The 26,649-nt window shown below is 45.5% G+C and carries 25 protein-coding genes and 4 tRNA genes; 6 read left to right on the top strand and 23 right to left on the bottom strand.

The genetic code is table 11. The annotated features are described in order from the left end of the window. The 19 genes from ACIG3F_RS06360 to ACIG3F_RS06270 all read right to left on the bottom strand — a co-directional run. The coding region (locus ACIG3F_RS06360; RefSeq protein WP_017397055.1) for a GTP-binding protein at positions 1-94 on the bottom strand (94 nt) is incomplete at its 3' end. Positions 95-244: 150 nt separating this feature from the next. After that, positions 245-319: transfer RNA gene (locus ACIG3F_RS06355), tRNA-Thr, on the bottom strand. A 17-nt stretch (positions 320-336) separates the two neighbouring features. Then, positions 337-412: transfer RNA gene (locus ACIG3F_RS06350), tRNA-Gly, on the bottom strand. A 38-nt stretch (positions 413-450) separates the two neighbouring features. Beyond that, positions 451-534 (bottom strand) — tRNA-Tyr (locus ACIG3F_RS06345). A 56-nt stretch (positions 535-590) separates the two neighbouring features. Further along, positions 591-666, bottom strand: a tRNA-Thr gene (locus tag ACIG3F_RS06340). A gap of 98 nt (positions 667-764) precedes the next feature. Then, positions 765-2,258, bottom strand: coding sequence for an anthranilate synthase component I (gene trpE, locus ACIG3F_RS06335; protein ID WP_396469624.1), 1,494 nt, complete (start codon positions 2,256-2,258; stop codon positions 765-767). 108 nt (positions 2,259-2,366) lie between these two features. After that, a complete protein-coding gene (locus ACIG3F_RS06330) occupies positions 2,367-3,035 on the bottom strand; it encodes a phosphoglycolate phosphatase (RefSeq protein ID WP_086044201.1) in 669 nt (222 codons plus the stop codon). A 78-nt stretch (positions 3,036-3,113) separates the two neighbouring features. Then, on the bottom strand, positions 3,114-3,773 hold the full coding sequence (locus tag ACIG3F_RS06325; RefSeq protein ID WP_396469623.1) for an FHA domain-containing protein: 660 nt from the start codon (positions 3,771-3,773) through the stop codon (positions 3,114-3,116). Between the two features lie 62 nt (positions 3,774-3,835). Further along, entirely contained in the window at positions 3,836-6,097 is a 2,262-nt protein-coding gene (gene gspD / locus ACIG3F_RS06320; protein WP_396469622.1) for a type II secretion system secretin GspD, read from the bottom strand. A 38-nt stretch (positions 6,098-6,135) separates the two neighbouring features. Then, positions 6,136-6,990, bottom strand: coding sequence for a type II secretion system protein N (locus ACIG3F_RS06315; RefSeq protein WP_044113058.1), 855 nt, complete (start codon positions 6,988-6,990; stop codon positions 6,136-6,138). Continuing rightward, on the bottom strand, positions 6,990-7,733 hold the full coding sequence (gene gspN, locus ACIG3F_RS06310; protein WP_396469621.1) for a type II secretion system protein N: 744 nt from the start codon (positions 7,731-7,733) through the stop codon (positions 6,990-6,992). The genes ACIG3F_RS06315 and gspN overlap by 1 nt, the downstream gene beginning before the upstream one ends. A 182-nt stretch (positions 7,734-7,915) precedes the next feature. After that, positions 7,916-8,242, bottom strand: a complete 327-nt coding sequence (locus ACIG3F_RS06305) for an H-NS family nucleoid-associated regulatory protein (RefSeq protein WP_026055760.1) — start codon at positions 8,240-8,242, stop codon at positions 7,916-7,918. A 141-nt stretch (positions 8,243-8,383) separates the two neighbouring features. Next, positions 8,384-8,812, bottom strand: coding sequence for a thioesterase family protein (locus ACIG3F_RS06300; protein WP_086044203.1), 429 nt, complete (start codon positions 8,810-8,812; stop codon positions 8,384-8,386). Between the two features lie 8 nt (positions 8,813-8,820). After that, positions 8,821-10,014: a heme biosynthesis protein HemY gene (locus tag ACIG3F_RS06295; protein ID WP_396469620.1), complete on the bottom strand. Its 1,194-nt coding sequence runs from the start codon at positions 10,012-10,014 to the stop codon at positions 8,821-8,823. Positions 10,015-10,020: 6 nt separating this feature from the next. Next, positions 10,021-10,860: a hypothetical protein gene (locus ACIG3F_RS06290; protein WP_396469619.1), complete on the bottom strand. Its 840-nt coding sequence runs from the start codon at positions 10,858-10,860 to the stop codon at positions 10,021-10,023. Next, positions 10,857-11,636: a uroporphyrinogen-III synthase gene (locus tag ACIG3F_RS06285; RefSeq protein ID WP_396469618.1), complete on the bottom strand. Its 780-nt coding sequence runs from the start codon at positions 11,634-11,636 to the stop codon at positions 10,857-10,859. The genes ACIG3F_RS06290 and ACIG3F_RS06285 overlap by 4 nt, the downstream gene beginning before the upstream one ends. Continuing rightward, positions 11,636-12,559, bottom strand: coding sequence for a hydroxymethylbilane synthase (gene hemC / locus ACIG3F_RS06280; RefSeq protein ID WP_044113065.1), 924 nt, complete (start codon positions 12,557-12,559; stop codon positions 11,636-11,638). Before hemC ends, ACIG3F_RS06285 begins: the two co-directional genes overlap by 1 nt. A gap of 108 nt (positions 12,560-12,667) precedes the next feature. Further along, complete coding sequence (locus tag ACIG3F_RS06275) at positions 12,668-13,408, bottom strand: LytTR family DNA-binding domain-containing protein (RefSeq protein WP_004278633.1); 741 nt, start codon at positions 13,406-13,408, stop codon at positions 12,668-12,670. 69 nt (positions 13,409-13,477) lie between these two features. Next, positions 13,478-14,632 (bottom strand): sensor histidine kinase, encoded by a 1,155-nt coding sequence (locus tag ACIG3F_RS06270; RefSeq protein ID WP_253175512.1) that lies wholly within the window; start codon positions 14,630-14,632, stop codon positions 13,478-13,480. On the opposite strand from ACIG3F_RS06270, the gene argH reads away from it, so the two are divergent. Beyond that, the gene (gene argH / locus ACIG3F_RS06265; RefSeq protein ID WP_396469617.1) at positions 14,623-16,053 is read left to right on the top strand and encodes an argininosuccinate lyase; all 1,431 of its coding nucleotides are present in this window, start codon (positions 14,623-14,625) and stop codon (positions 16,051-16,053) included. The two genes, ACIG3F_RS06270 and argH, sit on opposite strands and share 10 nt — an antisense overlap. Before the next feature lie 29 nt (positions 16,054-16,082). Further along, positions 16,083-16,352 (top strand): oxidative damage protection protein, encoded by a 270-nt coding sequence (locus tag ACIG3F_RS06260; protein WP_005095230.1) that lies wholly within the window; start codon positions 16,083-16,085, stop codon positions 16,350-16,352. Positions 16,353-16,952: 600 nt separating this feature from the next. Here ACIG3F_RS06260 and pgsA read toward each other — a convergent pair. From pgsA to uvrC, 3 genes are all read right to left on the bottom strand, one after another. Further along, positions 16,953-17,540: a CDP-diacylglycerol--glycerol-3-phosphate 3-phosphatidyltransferase gene (gene pgsA / locus ACIG3F_RS06255; RefSeq protein WP_396469616.1), complete on the bottom strand. Its 588-nt coding sequence runs from the start codon at positions 17,538-17,540 to the stop codon at positions 16,953-16,955. 107 nt (positions 17,541-17,647) lie between these two features. Next, positions 17,648-18,442 carry a thioesterase family protein gene (locus ACIG3F_RS06250; protein WP_396469615.1) on the bottom strand — a complete coding sequence of 265 codons (795 nt, stop codon included), beginning with the start codon at positions 18,440-18,442 and terminating at the stop codon, positions 17,648-17,650. 115 nt (positions 18,443-18,557) lie between these two features. Continuing rightward, complete coding sequence (gene uvrC / locus ACIG3F_RS06245) at positions 18,558-20,357, bottom strand: excinuclease ABC subunit UvrC (protein ID WP_004647300.1); 1,800 nt, start codon at positions 20,355-20,357, stop codon at positions 18,558-18,560. 225 nt (positions 20,358-20,582) lie between these two features. Here uvrC and ACIG3F_RS06240 point away from each other — a divergent pair, with 225 nt between their 5' ends. Continuing rightward, positions 20,583-21,644, top strand: a complete 1,062-nt coding sequence (locus tag ACIG3F_RS06240; RefSeq protein WP_396469614.1) for an AAA family ATPase — start codon at positions 20,583-20,585, stop codon at positions 21,642-21,644. A gap of 17 nt (positions 21,645-21,661) precedes the next feature. On the opposite strand, the gene ACIG3F_RS06235 is transcribed toward ACIG3F_RS06240, so the two are convergent. Continuing rightward, on the bottom strand, positions 21,662-22,075 hold the full coding sequence (locus ACIG3F_RS06235; protein ID WP_005105414.1) for a PH domain-containing protein: 414 nt from the start codon (positions 22,073-22,075) through the stop codon (positions 21,662-21,664). A 586-nt stretch (positions 22,076-22,661) separates the two neighbouring features. On the opposite strand from ACIG3F_RS06235, the gene fadB reads away from it, so the two are divergent. The 3 genes from fadB to ACIG3F_RS06220 all read left to right on the top strand — a co-directional run bounded on the left by fadB (position 22,662) and on the right by ACIG3F_RS06220 (position 26,638). Then, on the top strand, positions 22,662-24,812 hold the full coding sequence (gene fadB, locus ACIG3F_RS06230; RefSeq protein WP_396469613.1) for a fatty acid oxidation complex subunit alpha FadB: 2,151 nt from the start codon (positions 22,662-22,664) through the stop codon (positions 24,810-24,812). 12 nt (positions 24,813-24,824) lie between these two features. Next, positions 24,825-25,997 (top strand): acetyl-CoA C-acyltransferase FadA, encoded by a 1,173-nt coding sequence (fadA, locus tag ACIG3F_RS06225; protein ID WP_396469612.1) that lies wholly within the window; start codon positions 24,825-24,827, stop codon positions 25,995-25,997. 137 nt (positions 25,998-26,134) lie between these two features. Next, complete coding sequence (locus ACIG3F_RS06220) at positions 26,135-26,638, top strand: glycine-rich domain-containing protein (protein WP_396469611.1); 504 nt, start codon at positions 26,135-26,137, stop codon at positions 26,636-26,638. Positions 26,639-26,649: the final 11 nt, after the last annotated feature.

Here is a 26,649-nt window from a genome sequence, read left to right as displayed (position 1 = left end):
TTGCAGCTGTTAAAGTTGTTTTACCATGGTCAACGTGACCAATTGTGCCCACGTTAACGTGTGGCTTATTACGTTCAAACTTAGCCTTAGCCATGTTAATCTTCCTCGTTTACGTCGAACACAATTCTGAGTAAAACCCAGCTCCGACATATCGTTTAAAAAAACCGAACACCAAATACTTGAAAAGCAGACTAAATAGCCTGCTTTTGGAATTTCTTTGCAACAAAGTTGCTAAACTGTAATCTGGAGCTCTTATCGAGATTTGAACTCGAGACCTCTCCCTTACCAAGGGAGTGCTCTACCACTGAGCTATAAGAGCAAATATTAGTACTTCAATGGAGCGGGAGACGAGGGTCGAACTCGCGACATGTAGCTTGGAAGGCTACCGCTCTACCAACTGAGCTACTCCCGCACGATGTTGGTACAAACCACTTATTGAAGTCTTAAAATTGGTGGTGAGGGAAGGATTCGAACCTTCGAAACTTTCGTAGCGGAGTTACAGTCCGCCCCCTTTGACCGCTCGGGAACCTCACCATTTTTTACACTTACATCAGTGCTGTTCTTTACTTCACACTACCAAACTTCTAAGATGGTGCCGGCACACGGATTCGAACTGTGGACCTACTGATTACAAGTCAGTTGCTCTACCAACTGAGCTATGCCGGCGTTTCTTAGTGTTTCGTACGTTTCGTATCGGAACGGTGTGCAGTTTAGCAAAACTCAGAATCCTTGCAAGTGTTTTTTTCAAAAAAAACGTCAAAAACTCATAAAATCAAACCATTTGATGATAATTCAACCGCTTTGATCACTGCGCGAGCTTTTATTTGGGTTTCATTCCACTCAGATTCAGGATTTGAGTCGGCAACTAACCCTGCTCCAGCCTGAACATAGACCTTATTTTCGCGAATGACACAGGTACGAATCGCAATCGACATGTCCATTTCGCCATGCCAGCCTAAATAACCAACAGCGCCACCGAAAATTCCACGTTTTACCGGCTCAACTTCATCAATAATTTCCATGGCACGGATTTTTGGCGCGCCTGAAAGTGTGCCTGCGGGGAAAGTTGCCTTAAAAACGTCCAGAGCATCGACATCATCACGTACTTCACCCTGCACATTGGAGACAATATGCATCACATGTGAATAACGTTCGATCACCATTTGATCAGTTACCTGCACTTTGCCAATTTTTGCAATGCGTCCCACATCATTACGTCCCAGATCAATCAGCATGACATGTTCGGCAATTTCTTTTTCATCGGATAATAAGTCTTGCTCAAGTGCCAGATCTTCTTCTTTGGTTTTACCACGTGGACGGGTACCTGCAAGCGGTCGTACGGTGGCAATACCATTTTCCAGACGGGACAGAATTTCAGGAGAAGAACCGACAATATGGAATGGCGTGTTGTTTTCCAAGGTCTGGCCTTGCACCAGGAACAAATACGGCGATGGATTGAGATGACGCAGCGCACGATACACCTGTAGCGGATCCCCATCGAAGTCAGAGACCATCCGGTGCCCGGGTACGACCTGCATTACATCGCCAGCACGAATATACTCTTTGACTTTTTCTACCGAGGCAATGAAGTTGTCATGTCCGGTGAGGGACTCGAAATGTGGCGGCGTATGTTTTTCAGCTTTAAGACTGATGGGCGTGGCCAGAATATTTTCTAATTCATTTAATTGTTCATGTGCTTTTTCATAAGCAACTGGATCAGTTGCATCGGCATGTACAATCAAGAATAAAGTATCTTTCAGGTTATCAAAGACAATCACTGTTTTAGACAGCATCATCCAGATATCTGGCAAGCCGACCGGATCCGCTTCCGGCACATTTTTTAATTTCGGTTCGATATAACGCACCGCGTCATAACCAAAGTAACCGACTAATCCACCAGTAAAACTCGGTAGGTCCGGCAATTCTGCCTGGGTTGGCACCTTAAATTGCGCCTGAAAGTCGCGAATATATTGAAATGGGTCCGCACAGTGCTGCTTTTCAATCGAAGCATCTGCGTGCTGTACCGTCAGCTCGCCTGCATTGCAGGAAAATACCGTGGATTCACCTAGTCCAATAATCGAATAGCGTGCCCAGTTCTCACCACCTTCTACAGACTCGAATAAATAAGCCTGCTGATGCTGTTTAAGGCGTGCAAAAATAGAAAGTGGTGTATCGGTATCTGCCAGACGCTGACGATAAACAGGAATGAGATTATAGCCTTGTGCAGCAAGTTGCTGGAATTGTGCTTGAGTGGTCATGCGGTTTTTCTCTTTAAATTAGGGTTACTCAGTATGTAAATAGAATTGAACTGAGCGACGCCATCGAAAAACCTTACAACTATTCATTTTCTTTCCTTAGTACGCGTATTAGGCAAGTAATTCTCTAAGATCATCCACAATCTGCTGCGGCTGACAATCTGCAATATTTTCACCATGATTATAGCCATAGCTGACCACAACACAATCAATCCCGGCGCGGCGTGCGGCTTCAACATCATTGGAAGAATCGCCAATGAGCAAGACCTGTTCTTTGCTCACCTTATAATGTTCGACACAGTGCAACAACTGGCGTGGGTGCGGCTTACGTTCAGTAAAACGGTCGCCACCAATGGTATCGGCAAAATAATGAGCCATATCCAAGGTATCTAAAATGCTGCGGGCAGGAAGTTCAGGCTTATTGGTCACACAAATCAGGGTTTTACCTTGGGCTTTAGCCCAGTCCAGAAATTTCAGGATTCCCGGAAAAGGAACGGTATCGACGCAGGGATCGACATTATAGATATCCAGAAAAGTCGTTAAGAGTTCCTGATGCTGTGCCGGTGTGACTTCACCCACCAGATGCTGGAGTACACTTTCACAGAATATCGACGTGCCCTTACCTACCCAGGTCCGTACCTGCTCTTCAGTCACCAGAGGCAATTGCAGCACATTCAGGCTCATATTCATGGCGCGATACAGATCATGTGCTGAATCCACCAAGGTACCATCCAGATCAAACAAGATCAGTTCACGCTTTTCTAATTGTGCAATAGACATCCCGACCCTCTTTTATAATGTGCGCAGCCACAAAAAAGGCATGCGCTATGCATGCCTTGATTGTAACCAATCATCAGCTTATTTGAACAACAACCAAGCCATAATTGCCAAAATAATCAGCACAATCACTGAAATCAAACCTACAGATACATTTTTCTGGGTTTCTTTTTCCTGTTCTACACGTGATACAGGCTGCTCAACCGGAATTGGGGTAGGCTCTGGTTTTACCGCATTAATGTCCACGCCTTCCGGAATAGGTGCCGGTTTTGGAATACCGACATTGGTTGGCATGCCATCACGGGTTAATTGTACCGTAGCATCACGATGTTTCAGTTCCGGCATTCCCTGATCATTCATTTGCTGTGCAGGTGTAGGCTCAGCGACTTCGACCTGTTCCACGACTTTTTCTGCCGTTGCTTCAATTTCTGCTGGAACCTCGACTGCAGCCACAGGCGCCAGTACTGAAAATTTCAAGCTGGCAAACTGAACAATGTCATCCTGCTTTAATAAGGTTTCCTGCGCAATTTGCACATCATTGACGAAAGTGCCATTCGATGAACCCAAATCCTGAACCCAGAGTGCATCATCCTTCAGTAAAAATGCCGCATGTTTGCGGGAGATTTCCGCAGCCTGTAACACGATATCCGCCGCCTGATGACGCCCCACCAGCATGTCACGGTCAATGCTAATTTCCTGTCCTGTTAAGTCGCCTGTAATTGCGTGTATTTTCCAAGTCATGAAAGTTACTTCTCTGTTCTCTTTGACATTATCATAACATGCTGTCTGCAAATGCGAATGACCTAGCTTTTGGGTCTAAGTGTGGTTGTTGTAACGGTATTTTTACTTTTTTCCACCTGCTGGACGGGTTCTACCACTTGTCGCTGAATTACCGGTTCTATCGCTACCGGCGTGACGACTACATTGGCTGGTTGTGCCTGAACGGGTGCGGTCGGCACAGTTTGATAAGTCGAGTTTTGCAATGGTGTTCTGGATACCGGAATGCGCTGCTGATACACATCTTCAACACTTTCTGGCAGTTTAGCGAAGTTCCCATCTGAATCGAGTGCGAGTTGCAGACTATATAGCTGACTATAGCGTTGCTGGGTCAGTTTACGCACTGCATTTTTATCGCCCACGATAGTTGGATGGATAAAAATCAGCAGGTTACGCTTCTGATAGGATTTACCTTCAGAACGGAATAAACGTCCCAAGCCTGGAATTGCACCCAGACCCGGCACCGCTTGGCGTCCATAACTGGTGTTATCTGAGATCAAACCGCCAAGGACAATGGTTTGTCCATGTTCGGCCAGAATTGAGGTTTTGATCGCTCGCTTGCTGGTGACCAGATCCTGTGCCTGCCCTTTACTGGCCTTGACATCAGAAACTTCCTGTTCCACTTCCAGGCGTACCGTACCATCTTCGCCAATATGCGGGACCACCTTTAAAGTGACCCCGACATCCTTGCGTTCAATGGTGGTATAGGGATTAGCAACTCCAGCAGCACCTGTAGACACTGAGCCTGTCACAAAAGGTACGTTTTCACCCACCACAATATAAGCTTCTTCATTATCCATGGTCACAATCGACGGCGTAGACAACAGGTTGGATTTAGTGGTTTCTTTGAGTGCCTGAATCATCGCACCATACAGACGACGGGAACCATCACTGCCTTCACGATAATCACCGAGTACCAGTGAACTGCCCGCGCCCACGGCACTTGCAGCACCTGCACCACCACCGGTGAGATAACCGGCCGCAATATTTTTCAGACTAGTCCCAAAATTATCGAAGTTCACCAGCCCAATCCCACTGCTAATATCGCCCAAGGCCCATTGCACACCGAGTTGATCCGCATCGGTTCCTTCCACTTCAATAATCGCGGCTTCGATCAGCACCTGTTGACGACGGATATCCAGCTGGTCAATTGCTGATTCAATTTCTCGCATCAGTTGTGGATCCGCTTTCACCACCAGAGAATTTTGCGTGGTATCGGCAATAATACTGACGCCATTACCATTAAAACTGGTAATTCCGCCCTGCTCATTATTCATGCCGGTATTCAGCTGAATGCCTGAAGAGGTGTTACTACTCGAACCGGTAGTCGTATTGTTGTTATTTAAATTACTGCCAGAACTGAGCGAAGACGAGTTTGAGGATGTGCTACCTGAATTTGAATTACTGTTCACCGCCTGCCCGCTCACCAGCCCCTGCAAGATTTCCGCAAGATTTTTGGCACTGGCATATTTCAGACGAAAAACTTTTAAACCGCCCAAACGATCCGCAGCCGGCACATCCAGAGTTTCGATCACTTGACGCACCCGTTTGCGCGTCGTGGGATCACCTTTGATGATAATCCGGTTGGTACGGGTATCTGCAATCACCCGCACCCGCGAACCGCGGACATCTTTAGCTCCGCCAGTGGCAGTCATGGACTCGATCAGTCCAATCATTTCTTCGGCCTGACTGGATTGCAAGCTCACCGCTTCAATATCATTTTGACCGGTGCCATCCAGATTACGAATAATAGTTTCCAGCTGGTAAATATTGCTGGCGCGATCCGACACAATTAAGGCATTCGTCCCGGGCACCGCCGCCAGATGTGCAAACTGCGGCATCAAGGGACGCAATGCAGGAATCAGGTCATTCGGATTGGTATTTTCCAGCCACAACACCCGGGTCACAATCTGGTCACCACTAGCACGGCTTCTGGCATCATAGGGAATGCCTGAGCTTTTGACATTGCTGTCAGGCACCAGCTTGATGGTATTACCCGAAGGAATTGCCACCACACCATTGACATTCAGCACGCCTAAAAACAGGTCATAGACTTCATTTTTATTCAGGGCTTTATTGGAGATGACCGTCACGTTGCCACGTACCCGCGGATCGACTGCAAAGTTTTTGCCGGTAATATCGGCTACTTCATTAATGAATGCAGTTAAGTCAGCATCTCGAAGGTTAATTTTCCAGGTTTGTGCATAACTCGCCGTACTGACCATAGCCATTAACGGTGCGGCCACACAGAATGCCCATGCTGATCGATTATTATTAAATAAAGCCATAAACTTTCGTGTTTCCTAACCCTATGCGTGATGACACATCACTTCAAATCTTGTTGTATGGTCATCACCTGATCACCACGTTTTATTTCGAGTTTGACCTGACCTTCACGTCGGGCCTGTTCCAGTAATTGTGCTTCGGTCTGTCCCTGGCTCAGCGTCTGGCCATTTAAAGACAAAATCCGGTCGCCCGGTCTTAAACCCAGACGATTACGCAGTGCAGCCGGCGTCCGTGAAGTCACTTCATAACTTCCATCTGCTGCACTAACCCCCATATTCTGTAAATACTGGTCCTTGTTTTCCTGCATCTGCTGGATGGCCCGACCAATTTCATTCTGTGGCGAAGGCTGCTCAGGCATACCACTATTAGAAGGCATAGCAGGCATTGAACTTGAAGATGCTGATGTTTCCGGCACAATCGGTTGATTCAAGCCATTTTCCAGACCTTTAAATAAGACTTCCTGAGTAGCACCTGTGGATCGACGCAGAATAACCCGATCCCAATACACCTCAGCCAACTCAAAACCGCTATTGGCCAGCATTTCCCCGACACGGTAACGATCGACCTGATCATTAATTTTCAGTACCGCAGAAGAGTTATAACTTGGACTGGCAACCACCACCCCTTGTAAAATGATATTGGTAGTTTCAATAGCACCCACAGACTGCCCAACTTCCTGAAACAGTGAAAATGCACCGATATTCGGAATTTGTGCCTGTTGCGAACCCAGTTCTACCCGATCCAGCTGCATGGCTTGGGGTGGAGCTATCAGCAACCAGAACAAAGCCGCCAGCTTCCAGCATAGATACAGAATGAGCAGTAACAAAACCACAGGTGCAGCACGATCGATCTGTTTCAGTTCAATATTTTTTAAATCATTCAGAGAAACTGCCATCAGTTCAAGCCTCCCATTAAGGGTTGGCGGGTACTGATCACATAGGTATCTAATCCGGCTTTACCTTCATAAGAAGGCGCATTCATTAAAAAGCGCTGGGTGAGCTGGATATCTAGCATCAGACTCGGATCAAGCTTGATATTCAGCATACGTTGATCGCGACTATCCCGAACATCAACTAACAGCTGTCCGCTTTCATCTGCGAGTTGTCCAGTCATGGCAGGTACATTCATGCGTTCCTGACGCTGGGCAAAGGTATAAATCAGCTCACCACCCACCCATTGCATTTGCCCGGCCACCTGACTAAAGCCCTGATCTTTTTTATATTCAAAATCCAGATCTTTAAACTGAATCGCAGTACTCGGCCATTGCCAGTCTGCAACTTTTTTTAAGGTTTCAGGCGCGACCTGCCCTTCAAGATTTTTGACAATCAAAGATTTATTCAGACCATAAGCCATGATCCCGGAAAGCTGGGTATTGCCACTATGCAAATCCACATGTGCTCCAACTCGCAGCAACAGCAAATCCAGCGGCCGTACTTTCCAGTTCAGACTGCCCCGAAGATTGCCTTTTTTCCAGTCCGCACTTCCCTGCCAGATATTTCCGTTTACATTATGCAAAGTCTGGTTATTTTTATAAAATTTTGAAATTAACCAGGCTGCTGGCACTTGTAATACGACAAAAATAAAAAATGCAACAAGAGCAAGGATCAACCATCTTAAAGTTTTCGGTTTACTGCTCATCCCCACCACGACCAATCGCTCAAGTCCAAATCCCCATTTATAATTTTTCCCTTATACCCACACATTATGCACACTTTTCTGCCAACGCCAATTCATAGATATAAAAAAACCAAGCAGGTATGCTTGGTTTAATGATCATAGACTGTCTGTATGACAGCCTAATGACCAGATCAAATGGCAGCTTAGATCAGGAAATCGTCCAGCTTTGCGCCTTTTTCCAATTCTGCCACCAACCAGCGCGGCTGTTTACCACGGCCAGTCCAGGTATCGTCCGGATTACTTTTGCTACGGTAACGCGGCTCAACCGACTTACGTGACGATTTCTTACGCTTAGATGCACCAAATTCAAGTAACTGTTCAACCGTCATACCAACTTTCTCGGCAACTGCCAGGATTTGCTGATAAGCGTCTTCAATTTCTTGATCTTTTTTTGAAGCAATCAGCGATTCTGCTTCTGCTTGTAAACGTTTTAACTCTTCTACTGATAAATGCGTAATATCTGGCATAATGCTCTCCGAAAAATAATATTATTCATTTTATTAAATAATAGCCCCATCATATTTATATTAAATAAAACATTCAATATAAAACCTTAAAGCAATAACAATAAAGTTTAAAAAAAATTACAAAATAAAATGCTTCATTCATTTTTAAATTTCATGCTGAACGCTTAATTCAAGTGCTTTAATTTTTTCGCGAATATGTTCCGGAATTTCTGTTTTCTGCATGGTCTTTTTATCGACACAGACAATCACTGCTTCTGAAGTAGCCACAATACTTTGCTGTTTTTCACTCCATAATAGATATTGCATTCTAACTGCACTATTACGGATTTCTTCAATACGTGCTGCCACTTTTAAATGATCAGGAAAAACCACGGGTTTTAAATAACGGCACTGATTGGATGCCACTACGGTAGATACCGATTCAGTGAGAATTTCTAATTGGGTTAAATAAGCTAGACGTGCACTTTCGACATAACGGTAATACATGGCATTATTGACATGTCCAAAGGCATCCATATCGCCCCATGCAACTGTTTGTTCATAAATAACTGGATATTGTTTTAATTCTGACATCATTATTCTCAAGTCTTAATTTCTATAAAGTTTACATTCGATTCAAATACTGCATTTAACTGCTGTAGCAAGTCCTCCCGATCTTGTAAGGCAGCTTTAATTCTTAAATAACTCATCCGGATATCATCCGGATATAAGTCGAGCAATTGCTGAGCTTGATCTGTATAGCCTGTAGCTTGCAACACATGCCATTTCGCAAAGCTTAAAATCGGTAATGCCGGATATTTGGCTTCCCAGTGCGAAATCTGTTGTGCAATCGCATCATAATCTGGATTTTGCCGCAATAACTGTTGCTGGAACCACAAATAAAAGACATCCTGATTAAATTGCTGTTCCATTAAATGAATCGCAAGCACTTCATGCTCGGCACTCATTTCTGGCATTCTAAATAATAATTTCAACCATAATAATTTGACCGAATATTCACGATCAAATATCTGAGGTTTTAAATCTAAATAACGTTGCTGTAAATAAAATAAATCGTCCTGTGTGGCTTGGTCATAGGCCAGTAATAATTGTTCCAGCCATGATTTTTTTACTTCTTGGTCTAAATGCCCATATTGAGTCGAGCGTAAATATAACCAGGGAAACTGCATGGCAAATACCCCCCACAATGCGACAAGGTGCTGCTCATAGGCTGTTTTAACCTGTATTAACCAAGGTGATAATTCATGCTGATTTAAAAACTCTAAATGGGTAAGTGCTTGTTCACCTTGCTGTTGTGATAAATAAATTTCAATCCGCTGTAATTCTGCCAATTCAAATGCCATGGGATTGGATTGGTTTAAAGCAGTTAATGCATGAGTATATTGTTGTTGCCCCCAAGATAAACGTGCATCAATAATATGTTTAAGTAAACCCGACTTGGTGAAAGACTGCTGAATAAAATCCCGCTGATCCTGAGCAGCGTTTAATAACCAGATGACTGCCAATTGTTCATAAGGATGTAAGCGGGAAAAACTAAAGACTGTTTCAGTTTTACGCTGTTCACGACTGCGATACTGCTTGATGGCATACCAGATGCAATGCATCAAAAAACTTACACTGACCAAGGATGCGGCCAAAAACCAGAGGGTGGTTTGTAACTGCCACTCGCGCCAATACAGATAGACATAGCCAGCCCCATGTCCATAACTCAGGATACTCAGCACCGCAATGCCAAGTAAGCAGACAAATAAATAGGCCAGCAGAATCTGTTTCATAAGCAATTAGCCCACTAGGGTGCGTGTGTTTAATAATGGAATCGGAGTAATCGGGGTGGCCTTGATTTGATTCAATTGCTGAATCCATTTTTGGCTCTGTGCATCCGGCAATTGCTCCAAGACTTCAATCACGGCATTCAGTGCTTGCTGAAAAGCGACGGATTGGTCTTTTTGCAAGGTATTTTGTGCGATGAGCAAGCGCAACTGGGCCTCTTTCAGTACCAGATGCCGTTGCATCAAGACTGTGCTTGGCTGATCTGCGGATTCAATCTGAACCCAGCGCTGCCAGAAAGAGCGTTGAGTTTCTGGACGCTGACGATATGGTGTCTGAATTTCTTTTTCAATTTCAGTATCCATCTGCACTAAAACTTCTTTTACTTTATTTTGCTGCACTAATCGGCTGTTCACGAATTTTTTCAGCATGTCCTGATCTTTTGCAATTACTTGCTGCAAACTACTGACCAAGGCAGGCGCTAAAATATAATCATCCAGCTCATTGGATAACTGATTTAATTTCTCAATCGCAGTGGCGTATTGTTGCTGTTGCAGTGCAAATTCGATCAGATCCAGATGTTGCTGTACTAAGGCAATATCATTCTGTGTTTCATTAGCTACCGCTTCACTTACTGGCGCTTTTGCTGAAGTAGCCCTAGCACTTTCCTGCTGAGCAGAAATCTGGCGTTTTAAAGCCACGAACTGATCATTAAGCATGGCATTTTGCTGCTGTAACTGATTGATGCTTTGATTGAATTCAGTCTGTGCTGTATTCAGAACATGAAAGTCATAGCTAAGCTTGATGAGCCACGCCATACTCAAGATGAACACTACAATGAATAGTTTCTTCATGCGTTCCCTAATATCAGCCTCATTTTCTGCAAGATCGTGTTTGCGTCTAAATCATCAATTTGTACGAATTGAAAACTTGCCTGATGCTGCTGTTGATATTCCCCAAGAATATTGGCCAAACGTGGCCCCAAAACCAAATAACAGGCTTGCTGTATAAACTCCGCATTCCTCTGCAAGAGTATCAGCCAGTTTAACCAGCTTGCCTCACTGGTGATTAGCACTGCAAAACGCGGCTGTGTCTTAAGCAGCGCCAAATTCTCTGCCAAAATCGTTGCCGTCGTTTTAGGACATTGCCGCCGGTACAAAATAAAGTTTAAAACTTTAATATTGCTGGCACGTAAATGATCCATCATAAATTGACGACCACCTTCTCCGCGCCAGAAAGCCACACCTGAACCAGAAGCCAGTTGCTTCAACACAGGCAATTGCAGCATGCCTTCCGAAGTTTCGACCTCAGGCACATGACTATGAATGCCATAGCTCGCCAGTGCCTGTTCAGTGGCTTTTCCCACTGACACCCAATGCACCTGCGCCAAGGCCGAGAGCTTAATACCCGCCTGTTGTAAATATTGCATGCCAATCTGGGCGGCCGTCGGACTGACCACCACAATAATCTGTGCCTGCTCCAGCTGCTGATACAAAATCGACAGCTCATCGGAATAAGGCATGGCATGCAGTTCGAGCAAGGGCAATTCCAGAACAGACACCTGTGCTGCCTGTAACTGTTGAGTCAAGCCTGCAGCACGATCACTGGGGCGAGTATTAATCAATAACATCAGTGTGAATAGAGTGCTTTCAGCAACTCGCCAGCACCTTGATCAAGCAGGTCTTTTGCCAGCTCTACACCCAATTGCTCCGCAGCTGCCATTTTGCCAGTATGCTGTGCCCGGAGCAAAACTGTTCCATCGACACTGCCCACACGACCTTCGATTGAAATCACACCCTCTTTGAGCGTGGCATAACCAGCAATCGGCACCTGACATCCGCCTTCTAGATAGGCATTAAAGGCACGTTCGGCACGTACACACGCATCTGTATCCGCATGCAGGAGTGGCTGAATCAAGTCCAGCACCGTCTGATCATGAGTACGGCATTCCAGTCCCAATGCCCCTTGACCCACGGCCGGCAGACTGACTTCAGGCGTCAGAGTATGACGAATACGTTCTGCCAGACCCAAGCGTTTTAAACCGGCACTGGCCAGAATAATCGCATCATACTGGCCTGCATCCAGTTTGGACAAGCGTGTGCCGACATTACCGCGTAAATCGATAATGTCCAGATCTGGACGCTGTTTTAAAATCTGGGTTTTACGGCGCAAGCTTGAGGTTCCGACTTTGGCGCCTTGTGGCAATTCTTCAAAACTAGTGTAGGTATTCGACACAAAGGCATCTAAGGGATCTTCACGTTCACAGATCACTGCCAGACTCAGACCTTCGGGCAAGGCCATCGGGACATCTTTCATGGAATGCACAGCCAGATCTGCACGACCATCCAGTAAAGCGGCTTCTAATTCTTTTACAAATAGTCCTTTTCCACCAATTTTGGCCAGTGGCGTATCGAGAATTTTATCGCCCTGTGTAACAAAAGTGACTAACTCGACCTGCAAACCAGCGTGCAAATCTTGTAGCCGCGCACGGATATGTTCCGCTTGCCAAAGTGCAAGTGGACTTTGTCGAGTTGCAATTTTTAGGGTCTTCATAAATTTCAATAACAGTAAATGAGAACAATAGTCTAAACTTAACCTGCTCACTTGAAAATGCAAGTGAATTTATACAAGTTTCAACTGAATGCTCTCATTCATCCCCTGCTAAAGCTTTTGAATCCGATCTCGTAAAAACGGTAAATGTCGCCGACTAACCGCCAAACGATCGTCCAGCTCACGACAACGTACCTGATACTGACCAGAACTCACCACTTCCAGACCATCCAGATAATGCACCGAGATCAAGGCATTACGATGAATCCGGATAAACTGGTTCCCAAACTCCTGCTCTAACTCCTTTAAGGTTTCATCAATCAATACACTGCCGTTTTTATGACGCACAGTGACATATTTCTGATCCGCCAGAAAATAATAGATATTTTCAACTGGCACCAATTCGACACCACGATAGGTCTTTGCCGCAATCTGCTGGCGGCTGATATTGATTTCGTCCATATTTTCTTTTTGTTTTAGTTGGCTCATTTGAGCTTGGGTAAGTTTAGTTAAGTGCTCTAAAACCTGTGCCAATTCCTGTTGCATCACCGGTTTAAGTAAGTAGCCTTCGGCATTTGATTTAAATGCATCCAGCGCATGTTGGTCATAGGCCGTACAAAAGACAATGGCCGGCATTGGATCCAGTTGACGCAAATGTTGCGCACAAGCCAGTCCGTTCATTTCAGGCATTTGAATATCTAATAGGATGACATCGGGTTCGTATTGGTGAGCCAGATCAATCGCTTGACGGCCATGGCTTGCTGTCGCCACCACATCATGCCCCAGTTGAGAGACCAAACGTGATAAACGCTCGACGGCCAAAGGCTCATCATCACAAATTAGGATGTCCATTTCTCCTCCTTACCCAGTTAACATCATCAGATGAATGATAAAGCTAACTGCGATTTCTTTGATTTATTTTTATTTATATTGATATCGCACTACCGTCGTAAACATCCCTTCGCCGGCAAAGGTTTGAAAAGTCACACTAGGTCCATAATAAGCTTGCAGACGCTGTCTGACATTTTCTATTGCAATACCATGTCCCTTTTTTAAAATTTTATTATCCTGTGCATAAGGGTTGGTTATGATGATATTAATTTGATTTTGCAATATTTCAACCAATATGCTTATGGTACTCTTTGTGAGAATTTTTTCAACTCCATGGAAAATACTATTTTCTAGCAAGGGTTGTAAAGTTAATAATGGAATTTGAACTTGTGAGTATAAGTCTTTGTTTTCTAACTTCCATTCCACCTGCAAACGCTCACCTAGACGGATCTGCTCAATCTCCAGATAGCGCTGGCACAGATCAATTTCCTCCTGCAGGTTGACCAGTTTTAATTCCTGAAAACTGGCACGAAATAACCGTGACAAATTCAACAGCATGTGTTCGGCTTTATCCGGATCGATACTGATCAGGCTGATCACACTATTCATGCTGTTAAACAGGAAATGCGGCTGAATCCGTGCCTGCATGGCCTGAATTCTAGCATTCAGCTCGCTATGCTGCTGCTGCTCCCATTGCTCACGCAAATAAAGATAGCGAAAACAGAAAGTTCCCAGCAAAATTCCCAGACTTAAATGGAGTCCGACCCGATCCAGCGCAATCGCCAGGTTTAAATCCTGAAAATTAAAATTCTGTCCAAAATATATCAAGATATTCAGGTTCACCGTAGTGAGCAGTACAATTGCCTGTAACAGCAGAAATCCAGAAATCAAAGCCAGTTTGATTCCCATACGTTGAAAGGCTTGATGGAACAGCTCGACCAGTGCTGCAAAACATAACAGTACCCAGTTGATATACAGCATATATTGCAGCAGGTGCATTCCATTCAAAGCCTGCCAGGATTGCGCTTCTGCAAGCGCCAGAATCATGGCCAGAATATTGCCGCCAGCAAACAGTTCCAGCAAATAGCGTAGATTGCCGATCTGGCTAAAAAAATAGGAATTTTGCGTCTGTTCGTTTATCGATGTAAAAGATTGAGCAGATGTGACTTCGGCAATGGGCTTTGAATTTGTTATACTCTTTTTCGTTCTACTGCTTTTAATCTGATTGAGCCGACATGACCACATCTTCTAATTCCTCTAATCCATCACACGCCCAGACTTCGGGTATGTGGGGCGGTCGTTTCTCTGAAGCGACTGATGCTTTTGTTGCTGAATTTACAGCATCTGTTCAATTTGACCAACGTTTTTATAAACAAGATATTGCAGGCTCGATTGCCCATGCAACCATGCTGGCAAAAGTGGGCGTACTGACCACGCAAGAACGCGATGACATTATTGAAGGTCTGACAGCGATTCAAGCCGATATTGAAGCAGGCAACTTTGAATGGCGCATTGATTTAGAAGATGTCCACATGAACATTGAGTCACGCCTGACTCAACGTATCGGCATTACTGGCAAGAAACTGCATACCGGTCGTAGCCGTAATGACCAGGTGGCTACAGATATCCGTCTTTATGTACGCGATGAAATCGATAGCATCCTGGAATTACTGAAAAAATTACAAAAAGGTATTTTAAGCTTAGCGGCTAAAAACACCGACACCATCATGCCAGGCTTCACCCACTTGCAAACCGCTCAGCCAGTGACTTTTGGTCATCATCTAATGGCTTGGTTTGAAATGCTGGTACGCGATTCAGAACGTCTGATTGATTGCCGTAAGCGTGTCAACCGTATGCCGCTTGGTTCTGCTGCACTTGCAGGTACTACTTATCCAATCGACCGTGCTTATACTGCTGAACTGCTAGGTTTTGAAGCTGTTGCTGAAAACTCGCTGGATGCAGTATCGGATCGTGACTTTGCGATTGAATTTAATGCCGCTGCATCTTTAATTATGATGCATTTATCACGTATGTCTGAAGAACTGATTCTATGGACATCTGCACAGTTCAAATTCGTGAATATTCCAGATCGCTTCTGTACTGGCTCTTCAATCATGCCGCAGAAGAAAAATCCGGATGTGCCTGAACTGGTACGTGGTAAAACCGGCCGTGTCTATGGCGATTTGATGAGCCTGCTGACTTTAATGAAAGGCCAGCCTCTAGCCTATAACAAAGACAATCAGGAAGATAAAGAGCCATTGTTCGATGCGATCGATACAGTTCGTGGTTCACTCATGGCATTTGCCGACATGATTCCTGCACTGGTTCCAAACATTGCTGAAATGCGCGAAGCAGCGCTGCGTGGTTTCTCAACTGCGACTGACCTAGCTGATTACTTGGTGAAAAACGGCGTTGCATTCCGTGATGCGCACGAAATTGTCGGCAAAGCTGTAGCACTGGGTGTTGCAGAGTCGAAAGATTTGTCTGAGCTGACACTTGAGCAACTTCAACAGTTCTCTGACCTGATTCAGGCCGATGTATTTGAAAAAGCGTTAACACTTGAAGCATCTGTGAATGCACGTAACCATATTGGTGGAACTGCACCTGCGCAAGTCGAAGCTGCTATTGCCCGTGCTTATACTCGCTTAGAAAATCTTTACGCTTAACTTTTTTAGCTTAAATTCGGAGTATTGATATGTCTCGACAAGTATTTTGCCGTAAGTATCAACAAGAAATGGAAGGCCTGGACTTTGCACCCTTCCCAGGCCCCAAGGGTCAGGAACTGTTTGACCATGTGTCTAAACAGGCTTGGCAGGAATGGCTCAAACACCAGACTACGCTGATTAATGAAAAGCGTTTAAACGTATTTGAACCGGACGCGAAAAAGTTTCTAGAAGAACAACGTGAAAAGTTCTTTAGCAATGACGAAACTTTGGAAAAAGCTGAAGGGCTAAAGCCTGAGTAAGGATTAGTGGAGCGCTGCTCCACCCGAACGCAAGACAAGCAGCTATGCTGCACGTAGGCTTTAATCTGCAAAGAGTCTCTTTTGAGGCTCTTTTTCATTTCTGAAATTATAAATCTTTCTCCCCAATAGCGCTTTCGAATTTCAAGAACAGAGTAATAGCAGCAAGCTAAGTTATTGATGTCTTGAATTCAGTGTTTTGATTGGGCGGCGGCCGGTATTCTGTACTTTTTAGACAAAAGTCGAAGGATTAAAAAGCATTTTTACCTAGCCTATCCCCCGCCAATAGTCAGCCACTATCCTGCTGAAAAACATTCATATTTGTATCAAAATTATAGATTGTAAATCTTACATACAGACTGATCACAAAACACAACAATCTGCTACAAGAAGTCATATGATTTTGCAAAACGGTCTCTCTATAATGAGCTTTAAGAAGATGAGATATCTTTGAATAACTATAACAATAAGCAACAAATACCCCGATTTCATCCCAGTTCTTCCCCCAAAGGCTGGGTATTTTTTTGCCTGTGATTTATCAAATTTTGATAATTTCGGAGCATAAAAAAAGCCCCTTTCAAGGAGCTTATTTTTTAATTTTGCTTAAGGCTGTTTCAAATAGGGCCAAGCCGCTTTCAGATAAATAAACATCGACCATAAAGTCAGGATGACTGCTGTGTACAATAAGGCATAGGCCAGCATTTCCAGTGGTGGCCAGTTCAGCAAAAACACGGTAATCGCAATCATCTGAAAAGCCGTTTTGTATTTACCCACGGTTGATACTGCAACATTGGTTCGTGCACCCAGTTCTGCCATCCATTCACGTAATGCTGAAACAGTAATTTCACGTGAAATAATCACAATCGCAGCAAAAGCCATCGACATCGAAGGTTGCCATTGCACCAGTACAATCAGTGCAGCCGCCACCATCAATTTATCTGCAACTGGGTCGAGAAAACGTCCAAAAGCAGAGGTCTGATTTAATGTTCGTGCCAGATAGCCATCGAACCAGTCCGTCACCGCAGCCACCACAAAGATCGTGGTTAAAATAATATGCCGCGTCATGTCGGGATTATGGGCATCAAAGCCCATTGCAGGCGGCCAGTAAGCCACCAATAAAAATACCGGAATAAGAGCGATACGCGCCAAGGTCAAGATATTTGGAATATTCAGGATACGACCTGTAGTCATAGACACCGCCAATTGTTCCCCTCATGTACGATGAAAATGCACACTTTTTTAGAGGTTTGATCCATCATTAATAGGCTTCACTTTATACGAATTGACTTGCAGTGTCACTAGGCAAACACCGTCACTGTTTGTCTTGCCATTGCAATCAGGCGATTTTCGGCATCCCAGAGATAGGCTTGCTCCGTCGTATAACCATCCGCAGCATAGTCGGTAAATACTTTATATTTAAACCAATCATGCAATTGATGTTGAACCGGATGCACATAGGTCACTGTCCAGGTCAGACTACTCGCAGGCGCCATGTTTTTAAACATCGGTAACACCCCGGGTGGCCAGATATCAAAGATGGCCATCAAGTCGGCGACCAGAAATTCACGGTTGCAATGCTTTTCGGGATGGAAACGGCACCAGCCGCCAAAGTCCGGACGAGAACTGGCACTACAAGGCAGATTGACATCCGCCCAGGCCACTTCGAAATGATCATAACAGTCTGGCATGCCATAGCCAGCAGGAATCTGCAACAGCTGCTCTGGCGCAGCATAGTCGGGTGCCTGAGCTTGTTGCTGAACCTGAATCTCTGAATCACGGGAAATACCAAAACTGGCAATCAGAATACTTTGCACCGCGTCGTCCTGCCATAAGCGCACTTCAATCGTGGTCACCGACTTGCCCTGCCGCAGGATTTCGGCACTCAGTCGTACTTTGGCTTGCTGAATCGGGCCGACAAAGGTCACACTGCAACTCAGCAAATGCTTGGCCGGATCATTGATGTGAGTGACGGCTTTTTGCATCATCATCGCGGCAGCCAGACCACCATACAGAGTACGACCCTGTAACCATCCCTGTGGAAACTCTACCCATTCCTGTTCGGCAATTTGTGCATAAAGTGCATGCAAAGACATGTTGATCCCTCAGTAAGTCTTGATGCTCAGTATATTCGGCAAAATTCTTCAGGTTGTGAATGTCACGTGACCCAAGCGTCAATGCGCACTTTGGCCCTTGCATTTAAGCCACGCGTCATTCATGCAGCACTTTATAAATCATCCGGGCCATGACTGAACCCAGTCCCGGTACCAGTTGCAGATCTCTTTCTGAGGCTTTCAGTACGCCCTGAATCCCGCCAAAATGGGTCAGCAAATCCCGACGGCGTTTTGGTCCGAGCCCCGGAATCACTTCCAGCACTGATGAACCACGCTTTTTATCGCGTTTGGCACGATGCTTGGTAATCGCGAAGCGGTGTGCTTCATCACGTACCTGCTGAATTAGATGCAGTGCCTTATGATCCTCCGGTAATTGAATTTTACTGCCATCGGTAAAGTGCAGGGTTTCCAGACCAGGCTTACGTCCCTCACCTTTGGACACACCGACCATAAAGGCATCCAGTCCCAGTTCCTGCATGACTTCCATTGCCATGTGCAATTGCCCCTTGCCACCATCAATCAGCAGCAAGTCTGGCAACAGGGCTTTTTTATAACGACGGGTCAGCGCCTGACGCATGGCGGCATAGTCATCACCCGCCTGAATATCATGAATGGAGAACTGGCGATAATCACGCTTGCGCGCGCCGCCACTATCAAAGACCACACAGGATGCCACGGTATCTTCGCCCATGGTATGTGAAATGTCGAAGCACTCGATCCGGTCTACCGGACGGCCGACCACCTGCTCCAGCTGATGAAAACGCTCATTTAATTCTATATGATTGGCCAGCTTGCCCTGAATCGCGTGCTGTACATTCATCTGCGCCAGTTCCAGCCATTCGGCCCGGGTTTCGCGGACTTTGGACTTGATCTGGATTTTCTTGCCAAAATGCTGCGAGAGTGCTGCTTCCAGTTCTTTACGATCAGCCACTTCCAGATTAACAATCAGTTCAGCCGGGATTTCATCGGCCACCTGAAAATAAAAATTGGCAATAAAATCGGCCAGCATCTGCCCCAGGTCATCACTGAGCATATCTGGGAAATAACTTTTTCCACCCAGCATTTTGCCGTTGCGCACATGCATGATCTGCACACAGGTCACCCCGGCCTGATAGGCAATCGACAGGATATCGGCTTCGCCTTTGAGCTTATAGATCGCCTGCTGCGACTGTACGTCTCTTAACAATGCCATCCGGTCACGATAGAACACCGCTTTTTCAAATTCCAGCGCTTCAGCGGCCGCTTCCATTTTTGCGATCAGTTCCTGATTCAGCTCCTTGGTATCGCCCTGCAAAAATCGGATCGAGTTATCGACATCTGCCTTATAGTCTTCTGGAGAAATAAATCCGACACAGGGCGCAGAGCAGCGTTTGATCTGGTATTGCAGACATGGCCGGGTCCGGTTGGCAAAAAAACTGTTTTCACAGGAACGCACATTGAACAGTTTTTGTAGCACCACCAGAGTATCCCGGGCGGTATACGCACTCGGATAAGGTCCAAAAAACTTGCCCACCTGGTGCTTGCCCTTGCCGCGCCCACTGGCTAAACGCGGATAGGGTTTATCTGCCGAAACAAAAATATAGACATAAGATTTGTCATCACGCAGCATGATGTTATAGGGCGGATGATGCAGCTTGATCAGGTTCTGTTCCAGCAACAAGGCTTCAGTTTCAGAACGTACCACCAGGGTCTGGATATCATAAATCCGTGCCACCAAGGCCTGGGTTTTGGGATGATCCAGCGTTTTGACAAAATAGCTGGAGACCCGGTTTTTCAGGTTTTTGGCTTTACCCACATACAATAATTCACCGTCTTTGCCATACATCCGGTAGACCCCGGGCAGGCTGGTCATATTCGCCAGGATTTTTTCAATATGGGGGCGTGCGTTTTCGTTCACCTAAAGCCTATTTTTCACCTACAATCTGCAGATATATGTGATGATTGTTGCGTCATTTTCAAGCAAAAACACAAAATTCCCCTGAAGCTGCCACTTAATCTTAAAGTTCCTGTCGGGTTATCCCCCCAATCTATAATCCTCACGACATAAACTGATTGTTAAAAGCTATAAGTTTCAACCTTTAACTTTGTTATGCTCAAAAAGTCTAGTTTTGAGATGATTCGCATGACCCTGCAGCAATCGGGCATTCATATTGTTCAACCCTCCACCTCCACCCATCACCCGTCTGAACGTGCTCGCCTGATTGGTAAACCGCGTTTTCATTTCGAGCCGAGTAAGGTAATGCAACTGCTACGTGAACGGATTATTGGGCAGGATGCAGCCCTGAATGAAATTGAAAAAATGTTGCATGTGGTCAAGGCAGATTTTTCCAGCCCGGATCGCCCTTTGTCGGTTACCTTGATGCTGGCCCCTACTGGCGTCGGTAAAACTGAAACCGTGCGTCTGATTGCCGAAGCGATCTATGGTCGCCCGGACGCCTTTTGCCGGATTGATATGAATACTCTGGCACAGGAACATTATGCCGCGGCTTTGACCGGCGCACCGCCCGGTTATGTTGGTTCTAAAGAAGGCCACAGCCTGTTTGATGAAACTGCGATTGCCGGCAGCCATACCCGGCCCGGTATCATGCTGTTTGATGAGCTAGAAAAAGCCAGTAACGAAGTGATTCGCGGCTTGATGAACGTGCTGGATACTGGCCGGCTGACCTTGACAGCGGGCACTAAAACTATCGATTTTCGCAACTGCATGATCTTTATGACCAGCAATGTCGGGGCACAGGCGGCGCAGCAATATCTGGACAAACTCAGCTATCTGCCTGAGAAAATGCAGGCGCTGTGTCTGAAGCGCGTTCCCACCCAGCGCATCATTGAAAAAGTCATGCAGCGTAAATTCGACCCTGAATTTCTGAACCGGATTGACCGCAGCCTGCATTATCAGGCGGTACAGCATGATGCCCTGCCACGTCTGGTCGAAATTGAACTGGATAAACTGAACAAGCGCTTGCAACATCAGCAACGCAGCGTGCATTTAAGCGCTTCAGCCAAAGCCTATTTCTATCAGGACCATGATATTCGTTACGGCGCCCGACATTTGGGCCGCAAGATGCGTACCGAACTGGAGCCGATTCTGGCGCTGTATTTTTTAAACCAGCCTGAGCAGTTCAGTCTGCATCTGGACTGTGTCGATGGACAGCTGGTGGTTCTGCCTGAGCAAGCAAAAGCTTAACTAAGGCAGACTCGATATCAGTTTTTATTCGGCTGAAGCACCTGTATAAAAGCAGTTTGATCTTTGGGTGAAACCAATATAAATTTCTGCACGCCCGCATCAGTATAGTCAATCCTCAGACGCTTTAAAGATAAGGCTGGCGCAATGATAGAGTGGTCTGTGGGCTGAATGGATTGGATTTCACTTAACGGAATCTTCCAGCTTAACCACAGGCTTTTTATGGTCAACACCCCATTGTCCATCACATAGCGCGTACTCCACAGCGGCCACCATAAAATGATAATAGTCAGGACATAAACCGCAGTGTGCAGCGGATATTGCTGCATAGTGCCTTTGGCCTGCATGGTCAGCAGTAGTTGCAGCAACAGGCCACTCATACAAATCACAAAAGCCAGCAGCCACCAGTCTTTTTTAGAACGAAATACATGCATCGATATCCCCCATATCTAAGTGCAAGATCATCATAAACAATTCCATAGCAGATGACAGGGATTCAACCCGGCAGGATGGAAATTATTTTAAATCACACATCGACAGGATCGTTCCCATTTTCGATCTCATCAGAAAAGTTCAGTAACTCAAATGATCTAATACACTGTTATTTGTGCTGATTAAATACTATCAGCAAAGACCTGAAAGCCCTGCACTCAGCATACTTCGAGGCTAAAAATGGCAAGTTCAAGGATAGAAATTGACTGAATTGACAAAATTCCGCTAGAAATGCACCTTGAAAATCAGTCACCCTGCTCCATATCTATCAGGCTGATTGATAAAAAATAATGAATTGAAACAAAATCTTTGGTTCATCTTCTTTTAGAGAACTGAAAGGAAAAGTTATAGCGGGGCGGATCAGTCTGGCAGAAATTGATGACCATTGCGTCACGGCTTGATACAACTTGTTATGTTCTTTTTGGATATAGTTATCGTAAGATTAGCGAAGTCAAAAAGTGCGCGGGATATGCGCACTTGCTTCACAACATCAACTTAGAAGTCCTCCAAAATAAAGGAGATCAGGGCATGATCCACGCTGGCAATGCCATTACCGTCCAAATGCTTGAGGACGGGATTGCAGAATTCCGCTTTGACTTACAAGGTGAGTCCGTTAACAAATTCAACCGTGCAACGATTGAAGATTTCAAGGCTGCTATCGAAGCCGTCTCCCATGCCGATATTCAAGGTCTGATTGTGACTTCAGGCAAATCTACATTTATTGTAGGTGCTGATATCACTGAATTCGGCGACAACTTTGCTCAGGGTGAACAAGCGATTGTTGACTGGGCAATGCCAGTACATGAAATTTTTAACAGCTTCGAAGACCTCGACATCCCTAAAGTGGCTGCCATTAATGGCATGGCACTCGGTGGCGGTTTCGAAATGTGCCTGGTGTGTGACTACCGTGTGATGTCAGAACAGGCGCAAGTCGGCCTGCCTGAAATCAAGCTGGGGATCTTCCCGGGCTTCGGTGGTACAGTACGTTTAAGCCGTCTGATCGGTATCGACAACGCGGTAGAATGGATGGCAATGGCCAATCCTAAAAAGCCTGCTGCCGCACTGAAAGACGGCGCAGTCGATGCTGTCGTTCCTGCTGACAAGCTACAAGATGCTGCACTTGATCTGGTGAAACAGGCGATTCATGGCCGTTTAGACTGGAAAACCAAGCGTCAGGAAAAACTTGATCCAGTTAAACTCAGCCCAATCGAACAGATGATGGCGTTTAACTCATCGAAAGGCATGGTTCTGGCAAAAGCTAATCCAGCTCAATACCCTGCACCAAAATTACTGCTTGATTCTCTTCAAGCGGGTGCGAGCCTGCATCGTGATGACGCGCTGAAAGCTGAAGCTGAAGGTTTTGCTAAAGCAGCAGTCACACCACAAGCAGGTGCCTTGATCGGTTTGTTCCTGAATGACCAGATCGTGAAAAAAACCTCGAAGCGCTATGAAAAAGGTGCGCATCCAGTGAACCAGGCGGCTGTTCTAGGCGCAGGTATCATGGGTGGTGGTATTGCTTACCAGGCGGCAAGCAAAGGCACACCGATCATCATGAAAGACATCGGTAACCAGCAACTTGCTTTGGGTATGAAAGAAGCCAATGGTTTACTGACCAAACAAGTTGAACGTAAGAAGATGAAGCCTGCTCAAATGGGTGAAACTCTTGCGCGCATCCGTCCAACTTTAAGCTATGACGAGTTTAAAGAAGTGGACATCGTGATCGAAGCCGTGACTGAAAATCCAAAAGTCAAAGGTATCGTACTGAAAGAAACTGAAGCAAAAGTTCGTGAAAACACGATCATTGCATCTAATACTTCTACGATTTCAATCACGCGTCTGGCTGAAAACCTGGAACGTCCTGAAAACTTCGTCGGTATGCACTTCTTTAACCCGGTACATATGATGCCACTGGTTGAAGTGATTCGCGGTGCGAAGACTTCTGACGAAGCGATTGCAACGACTGTGGTGCTTGCTCAGAAAATGGGTAAAACACCAATCGTGGTCAATGACTGCCCGGGCTTCCTGGTCAACCGCGTACTGTTCCCTTACTTCGGTGCATTTGACCTGTTGCTTAAAGATGGCGCTGACTTCCAGCAAATCGATAAAGTCATGGAAAAATTCGGCTGGCCAATGGGCCCTGCTTACCTGATGGACGTGGTCGGTATCGACACTGGCGTACACGGTGCAGAAGTGATGGCTGAAGGCTTCCCGGATCGTATGAAACCTGATTTCAAAGGTTCGATTCAGGTGATGTACGAAAACAAACGTCTGGGTCAAAAGAACGACGTTGGTTTCTACAAGTATGAACTTGACCGTAAAGGCAAAAAAGCCAAAGTGGTTGATCCAACTGCGTATGAGCTTGTGGCCTCTGTTGCAACTGCGGAAAAACGTGAATTTGACGCTCAGGAAATCATTGATCGCATGATGCTGGCTTTCTGTAACGAAACTGTTCGTTGCCTGGAAGACAACATTGTAGCCACTGCTGCTGAAGCAGATATGGCCATGATTATGGGTGTTGGTTTCCCTCCATTCCGTGGTGGTCCATGCCGTTACATCGATCAAACCGGTGTAGCTGAGTATGTTGCGCTTTGCAATAAGTATACGCACCTTGGTAAAGCTTATGAAGCGCCAGAAATGTTGCGCGAAATGGCTGCTAACAACAAAAAATTCTACGGTTAAGGAGCAACGTGAATGGCTACTTTAAATCCACGTGACGTTGTCATCGTTGATGGCGTACGTTCAGCAATGGGTAAAACCAAAAACGGTATGTTCCGCAATGTACGTGCCGACTCGATGTCTGCTGAGCTTGTCCGTGCCCTATTGGTACGTAACGAATTCGACCCGCATGAAGTTGAAGACGTAATCTGGGGCTGTGTGAACCAGACCCTGGAACAAGGCATGAATATTGCCCGTAATATTGCATTACTGGCAGACCTGCCGAAAACTGTTGCAGGTCAAACCGTAAACCGTCTTTGTGGTTCGTCTATGCAGGCGATCCATACTGCGGCGGCGCAAATTGCAACGAACCAGGGTGATATCTTCATCATCGGTGGTGTTGAGCATATGGGCCATGTGGGTATGATGCACGGCATCGACCTGAACCCGGAAGCATCAAAGCATTATGCCAAGGCATCGAACATGATGGGTTTGACTGCGGAAATGCTGGGTCGCATGAACGGGATTAGCCGTGAAGAACAGGATGCGTTTGGTGTGGAATCACATCGCCGTGCCTGGGCTGCGACTGAAAATGGTCTGTTCCAGAACGAGATTGTGGGCATTGAGGGTCACAACGCTGATGGCTATAAAGTTCTATGTGACATCGATGAAGTAATCCGTCCGGAGGCCAACATCGAATCATTCCGTGCTTTACGTCCCGTGTTCGATCCAAAAGGCGGTACAGTGACTGCAGCGACCTCTTCAGCTTTGTCTGATGGTGCTTCTGCAATGCTGTTGATGTCTGCTGAACGTGCGCAAGCTTTGGGGCTTAAGCCACGTGCCGTAATTCGCTCTATGGCGGTTGCAGGTTGTGATGCGGCGATCATGGGTTATGGCCCGGTTCCGGCAACGCAAAAAGCCTTGAAACGTGCTGGCCTGTCAATTGCTGATATTCAGACTTTTGAATTGAACGAAGCCTTTGCGGCACAAGGTCTGTCTGTGCTTAAAGGCTTAGGCATTTATGACAAGCAAGACATCGTGAACCATAACGGTGGCGCGATTGCGTTGGGTCACCCGCTTGGTTGTTCTGGCGCGCGTATCACGACGACATTGCTAAACGTAATGGAGCAACAAGATACGCAAATCGGTCTTGCGACGATGTGTATCGGCCTAGGTCAAGGTATTGCAACAGTGATCGAACGTGTTTAATTCTTAAATACTTCGACAAAAAGAAAACCCCGCTTTTGCGGGGTTTTTTGTCCCTTAAAATTCCCCAATCTAAATAAAGGTAGATGGCAATATTTCCTACATAGCAACAACGCTATAAACCTACTAAGGAAAAAGAAATGGGAAATTTAGCAATAGACTTTAACCATACAGCTACTCTAGCAAGATCAAATATGCCGACCTCGATTGAGAGTTTAAATTTCAGTAAATTAAAATTTAAATTAACATCAGGTAATGAAGCCACCATGTCAAAACAAGTTTGCGAATTTGCAGAGCAAGAATATAAACGTTTTCTAGCGTTAAAATATTTCTATCCAAAAGAAACGCTAGTACCTAATAAACTTGTTGATGAGTTTTGGCATGCTCACATTTTAGATACTCGAAATTACCACATGGATTGCTTAAAAATTTTTGGAGCTTATCTGTACCACTATCCATATTTTGGAATCAATGATGAAGTAGATCAACAAAATTTAAAAAACACCTTCGAACGTACTAAGGAACTTTATGAGTTGTGGTTTGGTCCATATCCTGATTTTACAATAGAAGCACGCTGTGGAGATGATCATGCCTGCCATGCTCCTTCGAGCTGTGCATGTCGAGTACCAGGTGCTTGTAAATAATTCCAATTAAC

The sequence above is a fragment of the Acinetobacter sp. NPDC052428 genome, from assembly GCF_044547685.1.
Lineage (GTDB): Bacteria > Pseudomonadota > Gammaproteobacteria > Pseudomonadales > Moraxellaceae > Acinetobacter > Acinetobacter lwoffii_G.
The sequence above is the reverse complement of the archived record's forward strand: the minus strand, read 5'-3'. Positions and strand labels throughout refer to the sequence as shown.

Excerpts from the sequence above, each read along its gene's own strand:
- trpE (WP_396469624.1), bottom strand. The coding sequence starts at position 2,258 with ATGACCACTCAAGCACAATTCCAGCAACTTGCTGCACAAGGCTATAAT.
- ACIG3F_RS06330 (WP_086044201.1), bottom strand. The coding sequence starts at position 3,035 with ATGTCTATTGCACAATTAGAAAAGCGTGAACTGATCTTGTTTGATCTG.
- ACIG3F_RS06325 (WP_396469623.1), bottom strand. The coding sequence starts at position 3,773 with ATGACTTGGAAAATACACGCAATTACAGGCGACTTAACAGGACAGGAA.
- gspD (WP_396469622.1), bottom strand. The coding sequence starts at position 6,097 with ATGGCTTTATTTAATAATAATCGATCAGCATGGGCATTCTGTGTGGCC.
- ACIG3F_RS06315 (WP_044113058.1), bottom strand. The coding sequence starts at position 6,990 with ATGGCAGTTTCTCTGAATGATTTAAAAAATATTGAACTGAAACAGATC.
- gspN (WP_396469621.1), bottom strand. The coding sequence starts at position 7,733 with ATGAGCAGTAAACCGAAAACTTTAAGATGGTTGATCCTTGCTCTTGTT.
- ACIG3F_RS06300 (WP_086044203.1), bottom strand. The coding sequence starts at position 8,812 with ATGTCAGAATTAAAACAATATCCAGTTATTTATGAACAAACAGTTGCA.
- ACIG3F_RS06295 (WP_396469620.1), bottom strand. The coding sequence starts at position 10,014 with ATGAAACAGATTCTGCTGGCCTATTTATTTGTCTGCTTACTTGGCATT.
- ACIG3F_RS06290 (WP_396469619.1), bottom strand. The coding sequence starts at position 10,860 with ATGAAGAAACTATTCATTGTAGTGTTCATCTTGAGTATGGCGTGGCTC.
- ACIG3F_RS06285 (WP_396469618.1), bottom strand. The coding sequence starts at position 11,636 with ATGTTATTGATTAATACTCGCCCCAGTGATCGTGCTGCAGGCTTGACT.
- hemC (WP_044113065.1), bottom strand. The coding sequence starts at position 12,559 with ATGAAGACCCTAAAAATTGCAACTCGACAAAGTCCACTTGCACTTTGG.
- ACIG3F_RS06275 (WP_004278633.1), bottom strand. The coding sequence starts at position 13,408 with ATGGACATCCTAATTTGTGATGATGAGCCTTTGGCCGTCGAGCGTTTA.
- argH (WP_396469617.1), top strand. The coding sequence starts at position 14,623 with ATGACCACATCTTCTAATTCCTCTAATCCATCACACGCCCAGACTTCG.
- ACIG3F_RS06270 (WP_253175512.1), bottom strand. The coding sequence starts at position 14,632 with ATGTGGTCATGTCGGCTCAATCAGATTAAAAGCAGTAGAACGAAAAAG.
- ACIG3F_RS06260 (WP_005095230.1), top strand. The coding sequence starts at position 16,083 with ATGTCTCGACAAGTATTTTGCCGTAAGTATCAACAAGAAATGGAAGGC.
- pgsA (WP_396469616.1), bottom strand. The coding sequence starts at position 17,540 with ATGACTACAGGTCGTATCCTGAATATTCCAAATATCTTGACCTTGGCG.
- ACIG3F_RS06250 (WP_396469615.1), bottom strand. The coding sequence starts at position 18,442 with ATGTCTTTGCATGCACTTTATGCACAAATTGCCGAACAGGAATGGGTA.
- ACIG3F_RS06240 (WP_396469614.1), top strand. The coding sequence starts at position 20,583 with ATGACCCTGCAGCAATCGGGCATTCATATTGTTCAACCCTCCACCTCC.
- ACIG3F_RS06235 (WP_005105414.1), bottom strand. The coding sequence starts at position 22,075 with ATGCATGTATTTCGTTCTAAAAAAGACTGGTGGCTGCTGGCTTTTGTG.
- fadB (WP_396469613.1), top strand. The coding sequence starts at position 22,662 with ATGATCCACGCTGGCAATGCCATTACCGTCCAAATGCTTGAGGACGGG.
- fadA (WP_396469612.1), top strand. The coding sequence starts at position 24,825 with ATGGCTACTTTAAATCCACGTGACGTTGTCATCGTTGATGGCGTACGT.
- ACIG3F_RS06220 (WP_396469611.1), top strand. The coding sequence starts at position 26,135 with ATGGGAAATTTAGCAATAGACTTTAACCATACAGCTACTCTAGCAAGA.